The sequence below is a fragment of the Ruegeria sp. AF5 genome, assembly GCF_056541905.1.
In genome coordinates this window covers 16,468-32,806 of record NZ_JBQFYZ010000008.1, presented here as the reverse complement: position 1 = coordinate 32,806, position 16,339 = coordinate 16,468, and the positions used below count along the sequence as shown (strand labels likewise).

General features: G+C 54.3%; 17 protein-coding genes and 3 pseudogenes. 11 read left to right on the top strand and 9 right to left on the bottom strand.

The window, feature by feature from the left end:
- Window positions 1-245 precede the first annotated feature (245 nt).
- Both ACR0DS_RS12785 and ACR0DS_RS12780 read right to left on the bottom strand, forming a co-directional pair.
- Entirely contained in the window at window positions 246-1,355 is a 1,110-nt protein-coding gene (locus tag ACR0DS_RS12785; RefSeq protein WP_480558978.1) for a ParB/RepB/Spo0J family partition protein, read from the bottom strand.
- A complete protein-coding gene (locus ACR0DS_RS12780; protein WP_480483587.1) occupies window positions 1,352-2,659 on the bottom strand; it encodes an AAA family ATPase in 1,308 nt (435 codons plus the stop codon). The genes ACR0DS_RS12785 and ACR0DS_RS12780 overlap by 4 nt, the downstream gene beginning before the upstream one ends.
- Window positions 2,660-3,128: 469 nt before the next feature.
- Here ACR0DS_RS12780 and ACR0DS_RS12775 point away from each other — a divergent pair, with 469 nt between their 5' ends.
- Together ACR0DS_RS12775 and ACR0DS_RS12770 are read left to right on the top strand one after the other, a co-directional pair.
- Window positions 3,129-3,812: a DnaA N-terminal domain-containing protein gene (locus ACR0DS_RS12775; protein ID WP_480483588.1), complete on the top strand. Its 684-nt coding sequence runs from the start codon at window positions 3,129-3,131 to the stop codon at window positions 3,810-3,812.
- Between the two features lie 261 nt (window positions 3,813-4,073).
- Window positions 4,074-4,542: pseudogene (locus tag ACR0DS_RS12770) on the top strand (DDE-type integrase/transposase/recombinase).
- 104 nt (window positions 4,543-4,646) lie between these two features.
- On the opposite strand, the gene ACR0DS_RS12765 reads toward ACR0DS_RS12770, so the two are convergent.
- From ACR0DS_RS12765 to ACR0DS_RS12750, 4 genes are all read right to left on the bottom strand, one after another.
- A complete protein-coding gene (locus ACR0DS_RS12765; protein ID WP_480558976.1) occupies window positions 4,647-5,270 on the bottom strand; it encodes a class I SAM-dependent methyltransferase in 624 nt (207 codons plus the stop codon).
- A 9-nt stretch (window positions 5,271-5,279) separates the two neighbouring features.
- On the bottom strand, window positions 5,280-6,026 hold the full coding sequence (gene pssA, locus ACR0DS_RS12760; protein ID WP_480558974.1) for a CDP-diacylglycerol--serine O-phosphatidyltransferase: 747 nt from the start codon (window positions 6,024-6,026) through the stop codon (window positions 5,280-5,282).
- A 12-nt stretch (window positions 6,027-6,038) separates the two neighbouring features.
- Window positions 6,039-6,713, bottom strand: a complete 675-nt coding sequence (locus ACR0DS_RS12755) for a phosphatidylserine decarboxylase (RefSeq protein ID WP_480558972.1) — start codon at window positions 6,711-6,713, stop codon at window positions 6,039-6,041.
- Window positions 6,714-6,796: 83 nt separating this feature from the next.
- Window positions 6,797-7,117, bottom strand: a complete 321-nt coding sequence (locus tag ACR0DS_RS12750) for a hypothetical protein (RefSeq protein WP_480558970.1) — start codon at window positions 7,115-7,117, stop codon at window positions 6,797-6,799.
- Between the two features lie 72 nt (window positions 7,118-7,189).
- On the opposite strand from ACR0DS_RS12750, the pseudogene ACR0DS_RS12745 reads away from it, so the two are divergent.
- Both ACR0DS_RS12745 and ACR0DS_RS12740 read left to right on the top strand, forming a co-directional pair.
- Window positions 7,190-7,393 (top strand): annotated as a pseudogene (locus ACR0DS_RS12745) (transposase); the annotation flags it as partial.
- An 83-nt stretch (window positions 7,394-7,476) separates the two neighbouring features.
- A pseudogene (locus tag ACR0DS_RS12740) lies at window positions 7,477-8,156 on the top strand (IS6 family transposase); the annotation flags it as partial.
- Window positions 8,157-8,213: 57 nt separating this feature from the next.
- Here ACR0DS_RS12740 and ACR0DS_RS12735 read toward each other — a convergent pair.
- A complete protein-coding gene (locus ACR0DS_RS12735) occupies window positions 8,214-8,924 on the bottom strand; it encodes a GntR family transcriptional regulator (protein ID WP_480483593.1) in 711 nt (236 codons plus the stop codon).
- A gap of 228 nt (window positions 8,925-9,152) precedes the next feature.
- Here ACR0DS_RS12735 and ACR0DS_RS12730 point away from each other — a divergent pair, with 228 nt between their 5' ends.
- The 6 genes from ACR0DS_RS12730 (at window position 9,153) to ACR0DS_RS12705 (ending at window position 14,488) form a co-directional block, all read left to right on the top strand.
- The gene (locus tag ACR0DS_RS12730) at window positions 9,153-10,340 is read left to right on the top strand and encodes an ABC transporter substrate-binding protein (protein WP_480483594.1); all 1,188 of its coding nucleotides are present in this window, start codon (window positions 9,153-9,155) and stop codon (window positions 10,338-10,340) included.
- Between the two features lie 97 nt (window positions 10,341-10,437).
- Window positions 10,438-11,307: a branched-chain amino acid ABC transporter permease gene (locus ACR0DS_RS12725; RefSeq protein ID WP_480483595.1), complete on the top strand. Its 870-nt coding sequence runs from the start codon at window positions 10,438-10,440 to the stop codon at window positions 11,305-11,307.
- 19 nt (window positions 11,308-11,326) lie between these two features.
- Window positions 11,327-12,298, top strand: coding sequence for a branched-chain amino acid ABC transporter permease (locus tag ACR0DS_RS12720; RefSeq protein ID WP_480483618.1), 972 nt, complete (start codon window positions 11,327-11,329; stop codon window positions 12,296-12,298).
- Window positions 12,295-13,077 (top strand): ABC transporter ATP-binding protein, encoded by a 783-nt coding sequence (locus ACR0DS_RS12715; protein WP_480558968.1) that lies wholly within the window; start codon window positions 12,295-12,297, stop codon window positions 13,075-13,077. The genes ACR0DS_RS12720 and ACR0DS_RS12715 overlap by 4 nt, the downstream gene beginning before the upstream one ends.
- 3 nt (window positions 13,078-13,080) lie before the next feature.
- Complete coding sequence (locus ACR0DS_RS12710; protein WP_480483597.1) at window positions 13,081-13,803, top strand: ABC transporter ATP-binding protein; 723 nt, start codon at window positions 13,081-13,083, stop codon at window positions 13,801-13,803.
- 7 nt (window positions 13,804-13,810) lie between these two features.
- Window positions 13,811-14,488 carry an aspartate/glutamate racemase family protein gene (locus tag ACR0DS_RS12705; RefSeq protein WP_480483598.1) on the top strand — a complete coding sequence of 226 codons (678 nt, stop codon included), beginning with the start codon at window positions 13,811-13,813 and terminating at the stop codon, window positions 14,486-14,488.
- Between the two features lie 148 nt (window positions 14,489-14,636).
- On the opposite strand, the gene ACR0DS_RS12700 is transcribed toward ACR0DS_RS12705, so the two are convergent.
- On the bottom strand, window positions 14,637-14,765 hold the full coding sequence (locus ACR0DS_RS12700) for a hypothetical protein (protein WP_480616754.1): 129 nt from the start codon (window positions 14,763-14,765) through the stop codon (window positions 14,637-14,639).
- An 87-nt stretch (window positions 14,766-14,852) separates the two neighbouring features.
- A complete protein-coding gene (locus ACR0DS_RS12695) occupies window positions 14,853-15,230 on the bottom strand; it encodes a winged helix-turn-helix transcriptional regulator (RefSeq protein ID WP_480539157.1) in 378 nt (125 codons plus the stop codon).
- A gap of 126 nt (window positions 15,231-15,356) precedes the next feature.
- On the opposite strand from ACR0DS_RS12695, the gene ACR0DS_RS12690 reads away from it, so the two are divergent.
- Window positions 15,357-16,268, top strand: a complete 912-nt coding sequence (locus tag ACR0DS_RS12690) for a PLP-dependent cysteine synthase family protein (protein WP_480558966.1) — start codon at window positions 15,357-15,359, stop codon at window positions 16,266-16,268.
- The last annotated feature ends 71 nt before the right edge of the window (window positions 16,269-16,339 follow it).

The window sequence follows — 16,339 nt, the reverse complement described above, 5'->3', positions numbered from 1 at the left end:
ACGGAGATACATGCCTAAGCAGATTATGTCCATAATCGATATGTTGAGAAACTTTATACTTGGCTTGACAGCAAGCTTTGATATGCCGGTTACCCCGTTCACGCCATGGCCCCGCGCCCTCCGGTTCAGCTTGGACAGTGGATTTACCCGACAATGTCACTCAAGGCCCCTACCCTTTGCGCGGCAAAACAAAAAAGGCGCCGAAACCTTTCCGACGCCTTCACCTGACTTGCTAGTTCGTGATCTTACCCGTGGGTAAGATCATCTTCCTCGGGAAGCGCATCGAGCAGCGCGGCAATTGCTGCCTCCAGTTTGCTTCGATCAACGCGGGTAAAATCCAGATCATACCGCACCTCGATCCTTCCACTAGAAGCAGCACATTTCGCGATCCCTGCCCTGCCCGAAACCTGAAAAGTTGTTTTCGCGCGGCGTGGTTTACCTGCACTGGCGGCCTCCGTCTTCTTCGAGGACACAGCTTCTGGCTCACCTAGAAATGACCTCAGAATTGCGACTTCACGCGCGCCATCCCGATCAGGCTCACTCTTCAGTGCCTCGCTTACCTGGCGAACCAGACCTGGCGTCGCGTCAAATTTGCGCTTTAGCTCAACACCCACGTTTCGCGGAATGTCGTTCGGGTGGGTCAGAACTTTGTCCAGCATCAGCAGCAAACTGGCAAAAGACCGGATATAGCTGCGCTTTGTGTAGCTGGCAGATTTGAACAGCGTGGAGACCGCTTTGTCGACATCCGGACAGTCATTCGCAGGGTCTTCGGAATATGCACGGGCGAGGGCGCCCATTTCCGCAAATGAGATATCCTTTCGGATCAGGTTCTCGTCGACCATACGCCGATAACTGTTGTCCAGATCACCCGCATCAGAAATCCCCGCTGGAATTCTGGCATAGGTTTCGTCACCGGTCTCATCGTACAAGGCACGATAGGCAGACAAACGGCGCATGCCCTGGATCAATTCATACAGCCCGTCCGACCTGCGCTCCAGGCGGATCGGGTTGGACAAGCCGATCTCCCTAATAGAGTCCTTTAGTTCATCCAGTTCTGGATCGGGACCGGGTTTGCGATCTCGTGTCAGCTTTTCCGTTACAACGTCGTTCAGCACCACTCGTTCTGTCACCAAACCTTCGGCTCTCAGCCGAACCAGTTCGTGTGCAAGACGATCGTTTTCTGCACGGATGGATTGCTCTGTCGATTGTTGATCACGCAAAGCGTCGGCATTTTCCGAAATTGCAGCGGCCATTGGGCCACGTCGTTTTTCGAAAACTTTATCCGGCACCTTACCAACAGGAATGTCATCCATAGCCGGTAAATCAATATCGAACATTCTCCGCTTGCGGCTCATGCGTCATCCTCCACCTTGTCCCAGGCCGATAACATTACGCCCCGGAATTCCTCATACACATTGTCGAAAGTTGAGCGGGCGCGCCGCCAGGTTTCGCGAGTCATTTCGCGGTAGTCCATTTCGTAGACCGAGCTCAGAAAACGTCCAGACTGCTCCACCGCACGGGTCATTTCCACCGGGTGCTGTGCGACGTGCTCGCCAAATACCTTCTTAAAGGCATCAAACATCGCCAGATGCAGCGCATTGCCCGGTTCATACCGCGTCAACAGGAACCGCAACTCGCAGAAGGTTTTGGGCAACCCAATCTTACCCGTGGGTAAGGTCTTGTCGAACCCATAGGCCAGATCTTCCAATGCTTCTGCCAATTGGCCGATGAACGACGTGGTCGAGTCATACTCCCAATAGCCAGGACCCGAAGGGATATAAAGCATGTCTGCGGCAAAGACCGCGTTCATAGACTGGTATCCGATTGCGGGCGGGCAATCGAACAGAATGAGGTCATAAGCGTCATCCGGAATCTGGTCCAGATACCGGGACACCGCCGCAAAGAAGGACCATTCGGGATTCAGGTGCCGGTACTGGGCCGACGCAAATTCAACAAAGGCTGCGTTCGCACAGGAAGGTATCGCATCGATCGTCGACCAGGAGGTCTTCTTGATGAAATCAGCAATTCGCAGATCGCCCAGGCCCATATCTGTTATCGCGGGCGGCAACTCCCGGCGGGGCAGGGCGGTTCCCGATTCTGCAGCGGCGGGGCGGTTATTCATGCGTTCTGTTTCACGAATGAGGTCACGCGCCATGATCCCCCAGACCGTATAATCTTCTGCCACATCCGTCAGCCCCATCGAATGACTTAGTGTTGCCTGAGGGTCGAAATCCACCACAAGGACCCGATACCCATCCAGGGCGGCTGCATGGGCAAGATGCAGCGCCACGGTCGACTTTCCCGCGCCACCCTTGAAGTTTGCGACAGCCGCACGAATGGCGCGCTTGCCTTCAGGGCGAGGGGGCATCAGTGACTTGCGATTAATCTTGAGCCGTCGCCGAAGTTCGTTCACCTCTTCCAGGCTGAACCAGCGCTGACGCCCGTCGGGCTCAACTTCTCCACCGGGCAGGGAAGGATCGGCTGCAAGCTTTCCGCGAAAGGTTGACTGGTTCACCCGGAAGATCAGTTCGGACACTTCCCAGCTGGAAAACCGGCGGAGCGTTTTCTCCATCTCAGGGCTAAAGGTCTGCTGGCGAATCCACCCCTGCAACTTGAGGGACTGATTGCGCAATGCGTTCAGGTCTTCGTGCGTGTACATGCCTCGGGTCTCTTAGTTTGGAACGTAAATTTCTGCTCGTTTCTTATTTACGCTTGATTTGCACTTTAAGCAAAAGAAATTATGATGAGAGTACGATCTTACCCACGGGTAAGAAAACAAGGCGCAAAAACACCCGAAGCGATTCGACCGCCCCAGGTGGAACAAAACGATCAAGACAGCCCTATCCAGCCAGTATTTAGGGGGACGGACCGAAGGAAATAACCACATATAGGGGGACACAAAGACCCAATAAGGGGACACACAGAATGACCCCCATCACCAATATTTCACCAAATTTCTTTTCGTTTTTTGAGTTTGATCTGCGCAAGATCACGCGATGTTCCAGTCTTGGCTTGACAGAATCGAAGCTTTGGACGCTAATTAGGCCAAGATGACGAAAAGCGTTGGCAAACGGCGCGAGATTGGCGGGACACACCCGCCAGAGGCAGACTGAGCGGTGAGAACGGATATGCAGCTTGCGAAACCGGTCGGGCGAAATGCGCCGGCTTTGAAATATGATATACTATCTGCTCTGACCGTTCATGCGCTGTCAGGCGACAAGCACCGACAACGAAGTATTTTGCGTATCATTGCGTTGATTACGACCCGGTATAACTGGCGCAACAACGAATTATCCATTGGGCGGGAAGAAATTTCGCGCCTGTGGGCAGTGAACGAAAGAACCGTAAAGCGCGAAATGTCCAGATTTCGCACATTAGGTTGGGTAACGGTAAAACGGCCCTCAGCGCGGGGTCGTGTAGCCGTGTACGAGATCGATCTGAAACAAATCCTGATTGACACCGAAGAGGTGTGGTCTGTTATCGGATCGGACTTTCAAGCCCGGATGACTGACGTGCCGGAACCCGAAACGAATGTCGTACCCTTTGCAACCAAACCCAGTGCCCCTGACAGCCCAGCTGGGGATGTGTGGTCGCAGGTACAGGCGATTCTACACGGTCGCGATCCGGAACTGTGGGCAAGCTGGTTTCAACATCTGTCCGAAGCTGAAAGGGCAGGGGGGCGTGTTGTCCTTATCGCACCGTCACGATTCATGGCCGATTATATTTCGCAGAAGTGGTCGGCGCGACTTCTGGCCGCCTACAGCCGTATTGATCCCAGCATCAGGACGGTTCGCGTGGACGCAGCTGAGTAACTGTCTTCGGCCTTGTTGCCCAATTGTCGAACGTACGTGATCTCATGTTCGGTCCCATCGAGTAGTTTCCGAACAGTCTTCAAGAAGATCAGCAAAGGTCAATTCACGCCCATATTCCGTCTTTTTCAGCAGTTCAGCCAACTGGCTGGACAATCGTCCCTCCAGCTTCATGTATGCAGATCTCAGAGAAGTTTGCGAAAGAACCTAACTCGACGGTATTGCCAAGTTGTTCACGTTGAATGATCCAGCTATGTCGCGCCAATGAACATCCCAACGATCATGCCACTCCTGAAAAGTTTTCGCTTTTCTCGTGAGATCATTGCCTACGCGGTCTGGGCTTACCATCGCTTTGGGTTGAGCACAGCTGACGTTGAGGATCTGTTGGCTGCTCGGGCCGGTTGCCAAGTTTGGCGAACCCAGGGTCGTCATCACCGACAAATTGCGCAGCTATATCAAGCCGATCAAAATACTTGCACCAGAGGTTGACCATCATGCCCACAAAGGTCTGAATAACGCCATCGAAGTGTCGCACCGACCAACCCGCAAACGAGAAAAGATCATGGGCCGGTTCAAGTCTGACCTAAAGGCTCAGAGATTTCTGTCTGCGCATGACAAAATCAACCTGGTCTTCCGCCCCAGCCGCTATCAACTCACCGCAAACTCTTACCGCCACGCTCGTTCCGACGCGTTCAACCTCTGGGACGAGTACACTGCGGAAATGACCGCTTGATCCTGTCTTCGCCAATACCTCACATGCTCAGGTCATCAACTTGGCAATACCTGTCATTCTGCTCGGCTTCCTGTTTTAGTAGGCGCTAAACTTTCATTAGACCACTATGCAACCACTGACTTTCTCAAAACCAGAAAGGTCATCATCCCAATCGGTGGTAGGGCTCTTTGCTCTTCGACAGTTAGCGCTTGCTCTTGTAATACCGTGTCGATTTCGAAGTCAGAGTGCCAACCGATTGTGTTAGCAATTGGTGCAAACGCGCGTTCCAAGGTTGCCAGCAGACCTCGCTCTCGTTTGAAATGGTTCGTAATCACCACACTGCCGCCGGGTTTACAGACCCTCACAATTTCCGCCATTACCTTTTCCGGTTCTGGAACGACGGACAGCACATGCATCGCCGCAATGGTATCGAAATGGTTGTCCGGAAAATCAAGTGCGCGGGCATCCATTTGCCTTAGCTCCGCAACGTGGCTCAGGGATAAATCTCTTACCTTGCCGCGTGCTTTTTGCAGCATGTCCTCGCTGAAGTCTATTCCGGTCACCTGAGTCCTGGGTCCGTAATGTTCCAGTGACAGCCCGGTGCCCACGCCAACCTCCAGAACCTTGCCAGAATGTCTGTTGATATAGTCAACCGCATGCTGCCGCCCGACATTGGTGACGGCCCCAAACGTCTTGTCATAGACGGGTGCCCAGCGAGCGTAAGAGGTTTGAACGGCTTTGATGTCCATATCGTATCCTTAACGGTTAGAACGTGCTTCCCTGTCAATCCACGCCCAGGCGACCAGTCCCACATATCCGACACAAAGCGCGATCAGCGTGGCCCAGGCAAAGGTCAGCAGCGCGGCGCCAACAACAGCGACACCGATGAGAAAAAACTTCGCGTTCTCGCGTGAAATCCGCGTGGTTTTAAAAGACCAGGTCGGTATGCGACTGATAAGCAAAAGACCAATGATCACGATGAAGAGGCAAATCAATATACTGGGCAGCGCGGGCGCATCCGCGAAAGCGAAGGACAGATACATTGGCAACATGACCAGCAGCGCCCCTGCAGGGGCTGGAACCCCCTCGAAATAAGCGCTGTCATGTTCGCAGGTCTCGGACTTGCTGCCCACATTGAACCGAGCAAGGCGCATAACGCAGCACACCGCAAAAAACAGCACGGCGAGCCATGCAGCACTGGGTACATCCTGCAAAGCCCAGAAATAGAGAACAAGCGGCGGGGCAACGCCGAAGTTCAAGAAATCCGCGAGCGAATCCAGTTCTGCCCCGATTTTGCTGTCACTGCTGAGCAAGCGCGCAATGCGCCCATCCAACCCATCCAGCACACAAGCGGCTATAATCAACTGCACCGCAAGCTCGTAGTTTCCCTGAACGCCAAATCTGATTGCCGACAGGCCCGCGCAAATGGCTGTTATTGTCAGTGCATTGGGCAGCAAATGAATCAGCGCAAACCCGGTCTCTTCCTGTTCGGATGGTTCTGTCACTGATCCAGCCACCTACTTTTCATTGGGTGTGTGCAAACTGGCAAGGATGGTTTCGCCGGCAATCATCGTTTGCCCGACACGCACCTGCGGCTCCACGCCATCTGGAAGATAAACATCCAGCCGGGATCCGAAACGGATCAATCCAAATCGCTCTCCGGTTTGAAGCGCGTTGCCAGATTTCACAAAGCAGACGATCCGTCTGGCCACTAGGCCGGCAATCTGGACCACGGCCAGGTCCTGACCATTCCTCATTCGAATACGCAGGCTGTTGCGCTCGTTATCGGCACTGGCCTTATCTAGGGATGCGTTGAAAAACTTGCCGGGGCGGTAGGCAACGGCGGTGATCTCACCTTCAATGGGCGTGCGGTTCACATGGCAATTGAAGACGCTCATGAATACACTGACACGAGTGAGGGGCGTGTTTGGCATCCCAAGCTCACTCGGCGGCACTGCCGCTTCGATTAGCGAAACCACCCCATCCGCCGGGCTGACAATCAAGCCTTCCCCTGTCGGTGATACGCGTTCGGGGTCGCGAAAGAAATAGTAGCACCAGACCGTAAGGCCGACGCCAATCCAGCCCAGAATGTCGGACAGGAGAAACAGACCGACCGTGATGGCGGCAAAGATCGCGACAAACCGAATGCCTTCAGGGTGCATCGGTTTGATGAACGTATCGCGCATGCGCATCGCAAGCTTTCCCTAGGTCAATTGATGGCACTTTCATAAGTGGATTGCTGGGGAACGCAAGTGTAGCGGGTGCAGACGATTCATTATTTCAGATATCTGATCCAAAGGGCTTGATCGTCTGAATCTCCGCGCACTTCGGTAACTTCAGCTGGGTTGAGGCCAAATTCCGCAACCAAGTCTTCGACCTGACCCGATTGGAAGCTATCGAGGCTTCGTACAAGTCCGCCTTCTTCAAATGCGATCAATTCGTGAGATCTGCCGGACCACCGGACGATCCCGCCACAGAGCGTTCTAAGTTCCATATCGACCAGTTCTGCCACCGGGTCGGCAAAGAAATCGCCCCATTTGAGAAATCCTGTACGGTTCTGAAGGTGTAGAGGCCCCCGCTGGCCTCGGTGTGCCATTGTGGGTTTGCAAACAACCTGAATGGAGGCCTGCGCCAGTGCTTAGAAAGGCTGATCAGCATGTTGAACCAACTGGAGGGTCAGATCAAAGAACTGGATGCCGAGATTGCCCGCCGCGCGCGGTCAAATGAAACGGCACGCCGCCTTATGACGGTGCCTGGAATTGGTCCGCTCATCGCAACTGCGCTGGTGGCCCTCGCCCCGCCGCCGGAAACGTTCCCGCGAGGGCGCGACTTCGCCGCCTGGCTCGGGCTGGTTCCAAGACGGCATTCAACGGATCTGTTGCAAACATTTGGCTGTTGACGAGGTCAGATGCTGCGGGTGAATGACTTTCGGTATAATCAGTCGAAAGTTGGTTCATGATTTCTTTCAAAGGCGCGCAATATCCGAAGGACGTGATCCTGTTCGCGGTGTTTTTTTATGTCCGATTCGGTGTGTCATACCGGGATCTGGAAGAAATCATGGCCGAGCGCGTTGTTTTAGTGGACCACGCCACGCTAAACCGATGGGTAACACGGTATTCTGGTGCGATCGCTGAGGCAGCACGTCGCCGCAAAGGACCTTGTGATCGTTCGTGGAGAATGGACGAAACTTACATCAAGGTGAAAGGCGCGTGGGTTTACCTCTATCGAGCTGTCGACAAGCACGGCAAGACCCTTGATTTAATGCTGTCTGAGCGGAGGAACCCTCCAGCGGCAGCCAGGTTCTTTGCCAAAGCGCTGTCTTCAAATGGAGTCGCGAGCAAGATCGTCATCGACAAAAGCGGAAACAACGCAGCGGGCATTCGAGAGGTGAACAAAATCTTTAATCGGTTTGGTTGCCTCGACAAAATTCAAACAGTCAGGTCAAGTATTTGAATAACCTGATCGAGCAGGATCACCGGTTTATCAAGCGTCGCGTGCGGCACATGTGCGGGTTCAAATCGTTCGGGTCCGCATCGGCTAGTCTGGACGGCATCGAGGTCGCAAACATGATCCGAAAGCAGCTGTTCCCCAACGCTACGACGTCGGGATTTCAGCTATTTGCAGAGATCGCAGGAAAGGTGTGTCCGGTTATTCGCTACTCTGGCCATTCCAAAAGTTTGCAACAGATCCAATTACATGCGCCCGGTGAGTATCTTGGCCAGATCGGGTTCAACCTTTTGGGTTTTTTCCAGATCCAGGCTGTTTTTAACGTGAAAAAGGTGGTGTTGGATGCTGTCTACCGCAGCTTGCGGGTCACCACTCGCGATCGCATTGATGATCGACGCGTGCTCATCATCGGGGCAAGATGAGTCCTTGTTGGTTCCGAACAGCGCCACGATCAGAGAAGACCGGGTCACCAGTTCCCTGACGACGCGAGTGAGTACTGCGTTGTTGTGGCATTTAGCTAACTCGACATGAAATTCACCAGAGAGCCTGATAATTTCTGTTTGGTCGTTCCTTGCCCTAGCCTCATCTTCTTTTTTGATATGAAGCCGCAACGCTTTGACCCCCGCGTTGCTAATTTCTCGCGTCAAATCCCGAACGATACCGGTTTCGATCATCAAGCGGGCCTCAAACACGTCTCGGGCTTCTTCGGGGCTTGGGCAAGCAATGAAGGCACCGCGGTTGGAATGAAGTTCAACAATGCCTTGGCTGCTCAATAACAACAATGCGCGGCGGACGCGCATTCGACCAACGCCAAAGGTCTCACATAAGGTTTGTTCGCTCAATTTGGTTCGTGGCGCCAGCTTTTGTTCCATTACCGCGGAATAAATTCGATCAACGATCAATTGCTCATCCGGATCAGATTGGACGGTGTCGAGTATTTGTTGTGCGTCTGTCATCTGGTTTCAATTCGACTGGAATTCTTGTGCGTTTTCTTAGACGCACGGCTTCTGACTGACAATATATTGAGTATTTGTTCACAATATCAACACTGTCATTCATTAAAAAATGTTGACATAGATTGTTAACAATGTTGAGCTTGGCAGCATCACCGGGATTCGACCTGTGACTCAATGACCTTTGCAAGCGCCCGAAAGAGGCGCCCAAACCTCAATAGGGAGGAAAAAATGAAACGCAGAAATCTGATGAAATCATCGGCGGCCCTGGCGCTGGCCATATCCGTTCTGGGCTCCACCGCCTGGGCGGAAAACCCGGTTCTCAAGATTGGCTTTGTTGGTGTGACTTCAGGTCCGGCAGCGGCCTGGGGCATCTCGAACCAGCGCTCGATGGAAGCACGCGCTGACTGGATCAATGAATCCGGCGGCTACAAGATCGGTGATACCACTTACGATATCGAAATCGTCTCGTTCGATGACCAGAAAGACCCCAAGCGCGCAATCGCGGGCATGGAGAAGATGGCACAGGAAGGCATCCACTATGTGGTTGGTCCGAATGTGGATGACGGCGCTGCCGCCGTGCGCCCTGTGGCCGAGGCTCAAGGGATCATGTATTTCCCATATGCCTTCCCGAAAGAGCTTTATACCGCTCCGGCGTCCAATGCGGTTTTGGGCATGGTTGCGAACTATCAATCCGGCCCGGCGATTTACGAATACCTGCGCGACGAAAAAGGCGTAAAGAGCGTGGCCTTTGTTGCTGCCAACGAGTCTGATCCGCTGAGCCAGCGGGATGGAGGGATCGCAGCGGCCAATGCGTTGGGTCTTGAAGTTGTGTCTGACAACGTGACGTATCAGGTGGACACGACAGATTTTACCCCGGTTCTGACGCCTGTAATGCGCACGCAGCCTGATTTGCTGGTTCTGTCCGGCGTCTCGCCGGCCAATGCACCTCAGTTGATCCGGTCTGCGCGCGAACTGGGGTATCAGGGCATCATCTCGACCGAAACCGCGCAGGATGCGACGGTTCTGCGCGAAGGTGCGGGCGATCTGGCCAACGGGTTCATCTCGGTCGGCGGTGCATCGACGCCTGAAATCGCATCGGACGACATGAAGGAATTCGTCAAGCGTTACACTGATATGTTCGGCGAATATAACGATGAATCGAATACCAAGGTCTATGCGCTGGAGTATATTCTGGCGACCTTGAACGCCAACCCGGCGGGCATTGACGACGTCAAGGCGTTCCAGACCACGATGGACACGTTCGAAGCACCGAACCCTTTCATGAAGGGCGACGCCGTGATGCGGTACGTCGGAACAACCTCCTTCGGACAAAAGCGTCAGATTGCGGTCCCGCTGGTAGTGAATGTTTACCAGGACGGAGAGTTTGAAACACTCTTTGTCGCTGAAGTCGACTGAGGCAGAACTCCCCAAGACAAGGCGAAAGCCTAACGAGCCACTCAAACTCCCGGGCTGATGATCGGCCCGGGAAACCCGAACCTAACGCGGGACTATCATGGAACAGATACTAGCAAACGGCATCTATCTGGGCGCGCAATATGCGATGATCGCCTTGGGTCTGACGCTGATCTTTGCCCTGATGAACGTACTGAATTTTGCTCACGGACAGATGTACGTTCTCGGCGGCTTTGTGACCTACACCTTCTACGGACAACTTGGCTGGCCTTTCATCCTTGCGCTGCTGGCGTCCTGTATCACTCTGGCCGTGCTCGGCGCGCTGATAGAACGGTTTCTGTTCGCCCCAGTCATACGACGGTCATCGCGCGAAGAAAGCACAATGCTGCTGGCGGCGGGACTGGCGTTTCTGTTTGACGCGGTCATCCTGCTGGTCTTTGGAGAAAAACAGCGCGGTGTGCCCAAGATCGTCAACGGGGTTTTCAACTGGGATTTCAAGTTGATCATGCCATATGACCGTATTTTGATCTGCGTGCTGGCTATTCTGTCGATCGTCACTTTCATCCTGTTTATGCAGTATTCCAAAACCGGCCGCGCCCTGCGTGCGCTGGCGCAGGACAGAACCGCTGCCCAACTGATGGGAGTCAATGTTGCTCGCTACTCCATGATTGGATTTGCATTGGGCGCAATGCTGGCTGGTCTGGTCGGCGGTCTGCTCGTGACTATTACCGGCGTCAATCTGGGTATGGGCGGACCGACCTCAATCAAGGCTTTCATGATGGTCATGATCGGCGGCGCAGGTGTGATTTCCGGCGCAATCGCAGGCGGTATCATCCTTGGCTTCATGGAAGCCATCGGTTTAGCGGTGCTCTCGCAATATGGCGATATCACCTATCTGCTGATCTTCGTCTCGCTGATGATTTTCCTGGCCATCCGCCCGCAGGGCCTGATGGGCAAACCGTGGGGATAACGCAGTGCCAAAATTTTCAATGATCCAATGGGCCGGTGTGGCGGTCTTCCTGCTGGCCATCTTCATCGCGGTTCCCAGCTTTGTCGCCGCCTCCGGACGGTCTGACCTGTACTACACGCTGACCTCGGTAGCGCTGCTGTCGATCGCCAGTGCCGGTGTCTGGCTGACCTTCTATATCGGCCGCATTAACATAGGGCAGGGCGCCTTTGCCCTGATCGGAGCTTATGTCTCGGCCATTCTGGTGACCAAGGCTGGCATTTCGTTCTGGCTGTCCCTGCCGCTTGCGGGCCTCTTTGCAGCCGGTGTGGCGGTTCTGATCGGTCTGCCGATCCTGCGGCTGCGGGGCGTGTATTTTGCAATGATCTCGCTGGTGCTGACACAGGTCGTCACCCTGACTGCGCTTGCCTTGCCTGTCACGAATGGTGCCAAGGGCATCACCTCGATCCCGCTTCCGGGCGGGGTGTCGATCCTGGGTATCCCTCTGATACCCGATTTCGGAACACTGGAGAACCCAAGACTGGCCTTCTACTACACCGCCTGTGTTCTGATGGTCCTGACCTTTGCCGCCATGTACCGGCTGGTGAATTCGCGCCTTGGCCACCTTTGCCGCTCGATGCAGCAGAATGAGGAACTGGCCAGCTCCATAGGTGTGAACATCTCGTATATCCGGGTCATCGTCTTTGCCATCTCGTCCTTTCTGGGCGGCATTGGCGGTGCGATGTTCGGATCGATCGCGCAATCGGTTTATCCGTCCAGCTTTCAGGTCGCCGACAGTGTGAACTTCATGCTGAATTGCTTCCTCGGTGGTCTGGGATATGTGTTTGGCCCGATGTTGGGCACGCTGGTCCTGTATTTTGGCTGGGACCTGTTGTTCGAGTTGGGTCGTTTCCAGCTGCTGGCCTATTCCAGCTTGCTGATCATCCTGATGCTGTTCCTGCCCAACGGGCTGCTCAGCCTGCGTCTGCCTGGCAAGAAAGGAGAGGACAAATGAGCCATCTTCTGGAAGTCCGCCATGTCACCAAGAAATTCGGTGGCCTGACCGCGAACAGCAACATCTCGTTCAACGTCAATGAAAACGAGATCCTGTCGGTGATCGGACCGAACGGTGCGGGCAAAAGCACGCTGTTCAAGATGATCTCATCCTTCCTGCCGACCACGACCGGAGAGGTGCTGTTCAAGGGCGAGAGAATTTCAAACCTGAAACCACACGCAGTGGCCCGCAGGGGCGTTGTCCGTACGTTTCAGGAAACGACGATCTTCAAATCCATGACAGTGCGCGAAAGCATCATTGTCGCTCAGCAATTACGGGCCCGTGCTTCGTTGGCCGGGTATTTCTGGGGCACAAAAACGGCGCATGAAGATGTCGACAGCTTCGGGCAATATGCCGACGATCTGATCGAATTCCTCGGCATGACCGAGATTGCAAACGAACAGGCCTCAAACCTGCCACAGGGCAACCTGCGGGCGTTGGGGATCGCGATTGGTCTGGCAACCGATCCCAAGGTGTTGCTGCTGGATGAACCCTTCGCCGGGATGAACCATGACGAGACCATGAAAATGGTCAATCTGGTGCGCAAGGTGCGAGATGACCGGGGGGTGACCGTTCTACTGGTAGAACATGACATGCCTGCGGTGATGAATATCTCGGACCGGATCGTCGTGCTGAATTTCGGTGAGATGATCGCCGAGGGCACACCGGTAGAAATCCAGAACAACGAAAAAGTTATCGAAGCCTATCTGGGCAGCGCCGACGACGAGATTGGGATCTGAGCCATGACCAAGATGTTAGATTTCAAGGATGTCGAGCTTTACTACGATCACGTCTATGCCCTTAAAGGGGTATCGATTGATCTTGAGCAAGGCGAAACGGTTGCTTTGATCGGTGCCAATGGGGCAGGCAAAAGCTCGATCCTGCGGGCGATCACTGGGCTGGCGAAGATCAAATCCGGTTCGGTCGCGTTCGAGGGCGAACAGATTGCCGGAACCAACCCGGCCGAGATCGTCTCGAAAGGCATCGCTATGGTGCCCGAAGGGCGGCGCGTCTTCCCGTACATGTCGGTAAAAGACAATCTTCTCATGGGGGCGTTTACCCGCTCGGACAAAGCGGATGTTCAGCGCACTCTGGATTCGGTTCTGGAACGGTTTCCGCGCCTGAAAGAGCGCTACAGCCAGTCGGCAGGAACCTTGTCGGGTGGCGAGCAGCAGATGATGGTGATCGGGCGCGCTCTGATGGCAAAGCCACGCCTTCTGTTGCTGGATGAGCCGTCGTTGGGAATTGCGCCCAAACTGGTGCAAGACATTGCGCGGTCTATTGTAGCTATCAACCGGGACGAAGGTGTGTCTGTGCTGCTGGTGGAACAGAACTCGCGCATGGCGCTTTCGATTTCGCACCGCGCCTATGCGTTGACCACTGGGAATGTGGTGATCGCGGGCAATTCCAAAGAGCTGTTGACCGATCCCCGGATCAAAGCCGCCTATCTGGGCGGAGAAATGTGAGGACGTTGTGAAACTTCTAGTCGTCAATCCCAACACCACCAGTTCCATGACGCGAAAGATAGAAGAGGCAGCGCGGGCGGCTGCGCATCCTGAAACCATGATTATTGCTGCCACTTCGCAAGACGGTCCCGCCAGCATACAGGGCTATCTGGATGTCTCTACTTGTGTTCCGGGCTTGTTGGATGTGGTCAAGCAGCATCCGGATGTGGATGGCATCGTAGTGGCCTGTTTCGATGACACAGGTGTCGACGCTGTACGTTGCATCACCTCGGCTCCGGTCGTTGGTGTTGGTGAGGCCGCCTATCACGCGGCCTCCATGATCAGTCCAAAATTCAGCGTCATTACTACGCTGTCCCGATCTCTGGCTGGGTTGGAAACAAATTTGTTGAAATATGGCCTGGATCGCAGATGCGCCCGGGTTCGGGCATCGGACGTGCCGGTTCTGAAGCTTGAGGAAAACGATCCGGCGACAATAGATAAGATACGGGCTGAAATTCGCGCCGCCATTGACGAGGACAAAGCTGAAGCCATCGTTCTGGGTTGTGCCGGAATGACAGACTTGATGTCACAATTATCCGAGGAGTTTGGTTTACCAGTTGTTGATGGTGTTGCCTGTGCCGTCACCTTTGCCGAAGCCTTGGTCAAATCCAGATTGACGACGTCGAAACTGTGTTCTTATGCCTAGCCGGGGTCTTCGACTGGCTCTCTACGGCTAACTATTCCACCACTTTTGGGCAAAATTAGAGTTTTTCAACACTATCGGCCGGGCCTCATCATCAGCTAACGCAATCTGCCGCTTTCCAGCTGACCGTTTTCGTCGATGAAGTCCGCCATCACGGTGCTCCAAGCCTCCTGTCCACAACATCGTCTAAGTGTGCCAGGAGAATCGTCAGCAGATAGTTGTTGCCGAAACGCCATTCGCTGTTCAGATCGAGAAGCCGTTGATATTCTGCTTCGGACATGCCGAGGATGTGTCGCAAACTCTGGGATCTAGTTGACGCGCATGCTCCTAGGTCTGCTACGAACCCAGGACGAATGTGTTTGGAAACTCAGACCGATCTTCCAGCCACTGTCTTGCCAAGCGTTGGGTCGAACAGTCCTCCCCCTAAGTGCAAGTGCCCCCAGTTCATGATCCCCAACAAGGTTGGCTCTAACGCTCGCCCCCGGTCGGTAAGCATGTAACGATAGCGCACAGGCCTGACCTGATAGGCCTCCCGCTCCACAAGCCCCCACTCCATCAACCGCTTTAGTCGTTGAGACAGAAGGTTTGGGGGCAGGTGTTCCTCACTGTTCTGCAATTCCTGGAATGTATGTTTTCCGTGCCACAACAGATCTCGCACCACCAGCAGGGTCCATTTGTCACCAAGGATCTCAAGGCTGCGCGCAATCGAGCATCGGGAACGAAACTCGTGCTCTGTTTGGGTCATTCCGTCCTCATGTTAGCTGTCAATTTGTTGAACTTAGCGCAGTTACTTAAAAAATGGAAGTTTGACTCTGAATGTGACTTAACTTATGGAAGCCACTGGTGATGACAGTCCGCGAAAGGCTCCAAAATGACCACCATCGGCAATACCCCTCTCATCAAACTGTCCCATCTGACAGGACCCGATCACGCCGACATCTATGTGAAGTGGGAAGGGGCCAACCCAACGGGCAGTATGAAAGACCGCATGGCCTTGTCGATGATCGAAGGGGCCGAACGGCGCGGAGAGTTGAAGCCCGGTGGGCGCGTTGTCGAGTACACTGGTGGCAGCACCGGAAGCTCGCTGGCGATGGTCTGTGCCACTCGCGGGTATAAGGCCTACTTTGTGTCTTCAAACGGGTTCTCCGAGGAAAAGCTACAAACGATGAGAGCGTTCGGCGCGGAAGTGGAAATTGTCCACGCCGAGGGCGGCGTGCTGACTGCTGATGTACTCGACCGGATGATCGTGCGCGCAAAAGAACTGTCCGGTGAACCGGGCACGTTTTGGCCGGATCAGGTGAACAACATAGATAACAAGCTGGGGTATCACGATATGGCTCAGGAAATTCTGAGCCAAGTAAACACTCCCGTACATGCCTTCGTCATGGCTGCGGGCGGTGGCGGTTGTATTTCGGGCAATGCCGAGGTCTTGAAGACGCACAATCCCAACACCGAAATTGTCGCCGTGGAGCCCTACTACGTGCGCAACCTCTCAGGAGGTGACACCAGTGGTACGCACAAGCTCGAGGGGATAGGCTTATCCTTCGTGCCGAAAATCCTGCGCAGGGACCTCATCGATGATGTTATTCCAGTGAAGGATGAAGACGCCTATAGGGGGGCCCGGGCGCTCGCTGGCCAGGAAGGTTTGCTTGGCGGTGTGACGTCAGGTGCAAACATCTGGGCGGCCCTGAAAAAGGCCAAGGAACTTGGACCGGGCAAAACCGTAGTGACCGTGATCATCTACACCGGTCTGCGCTACTTGAACGGAGACTTGCATCGGTAGTGGATCTCAAACACGAATTGTCGATGCCAGCTTTGTTCGCGCTGCTGACCCTGCGGTGATCCTACCTTTCG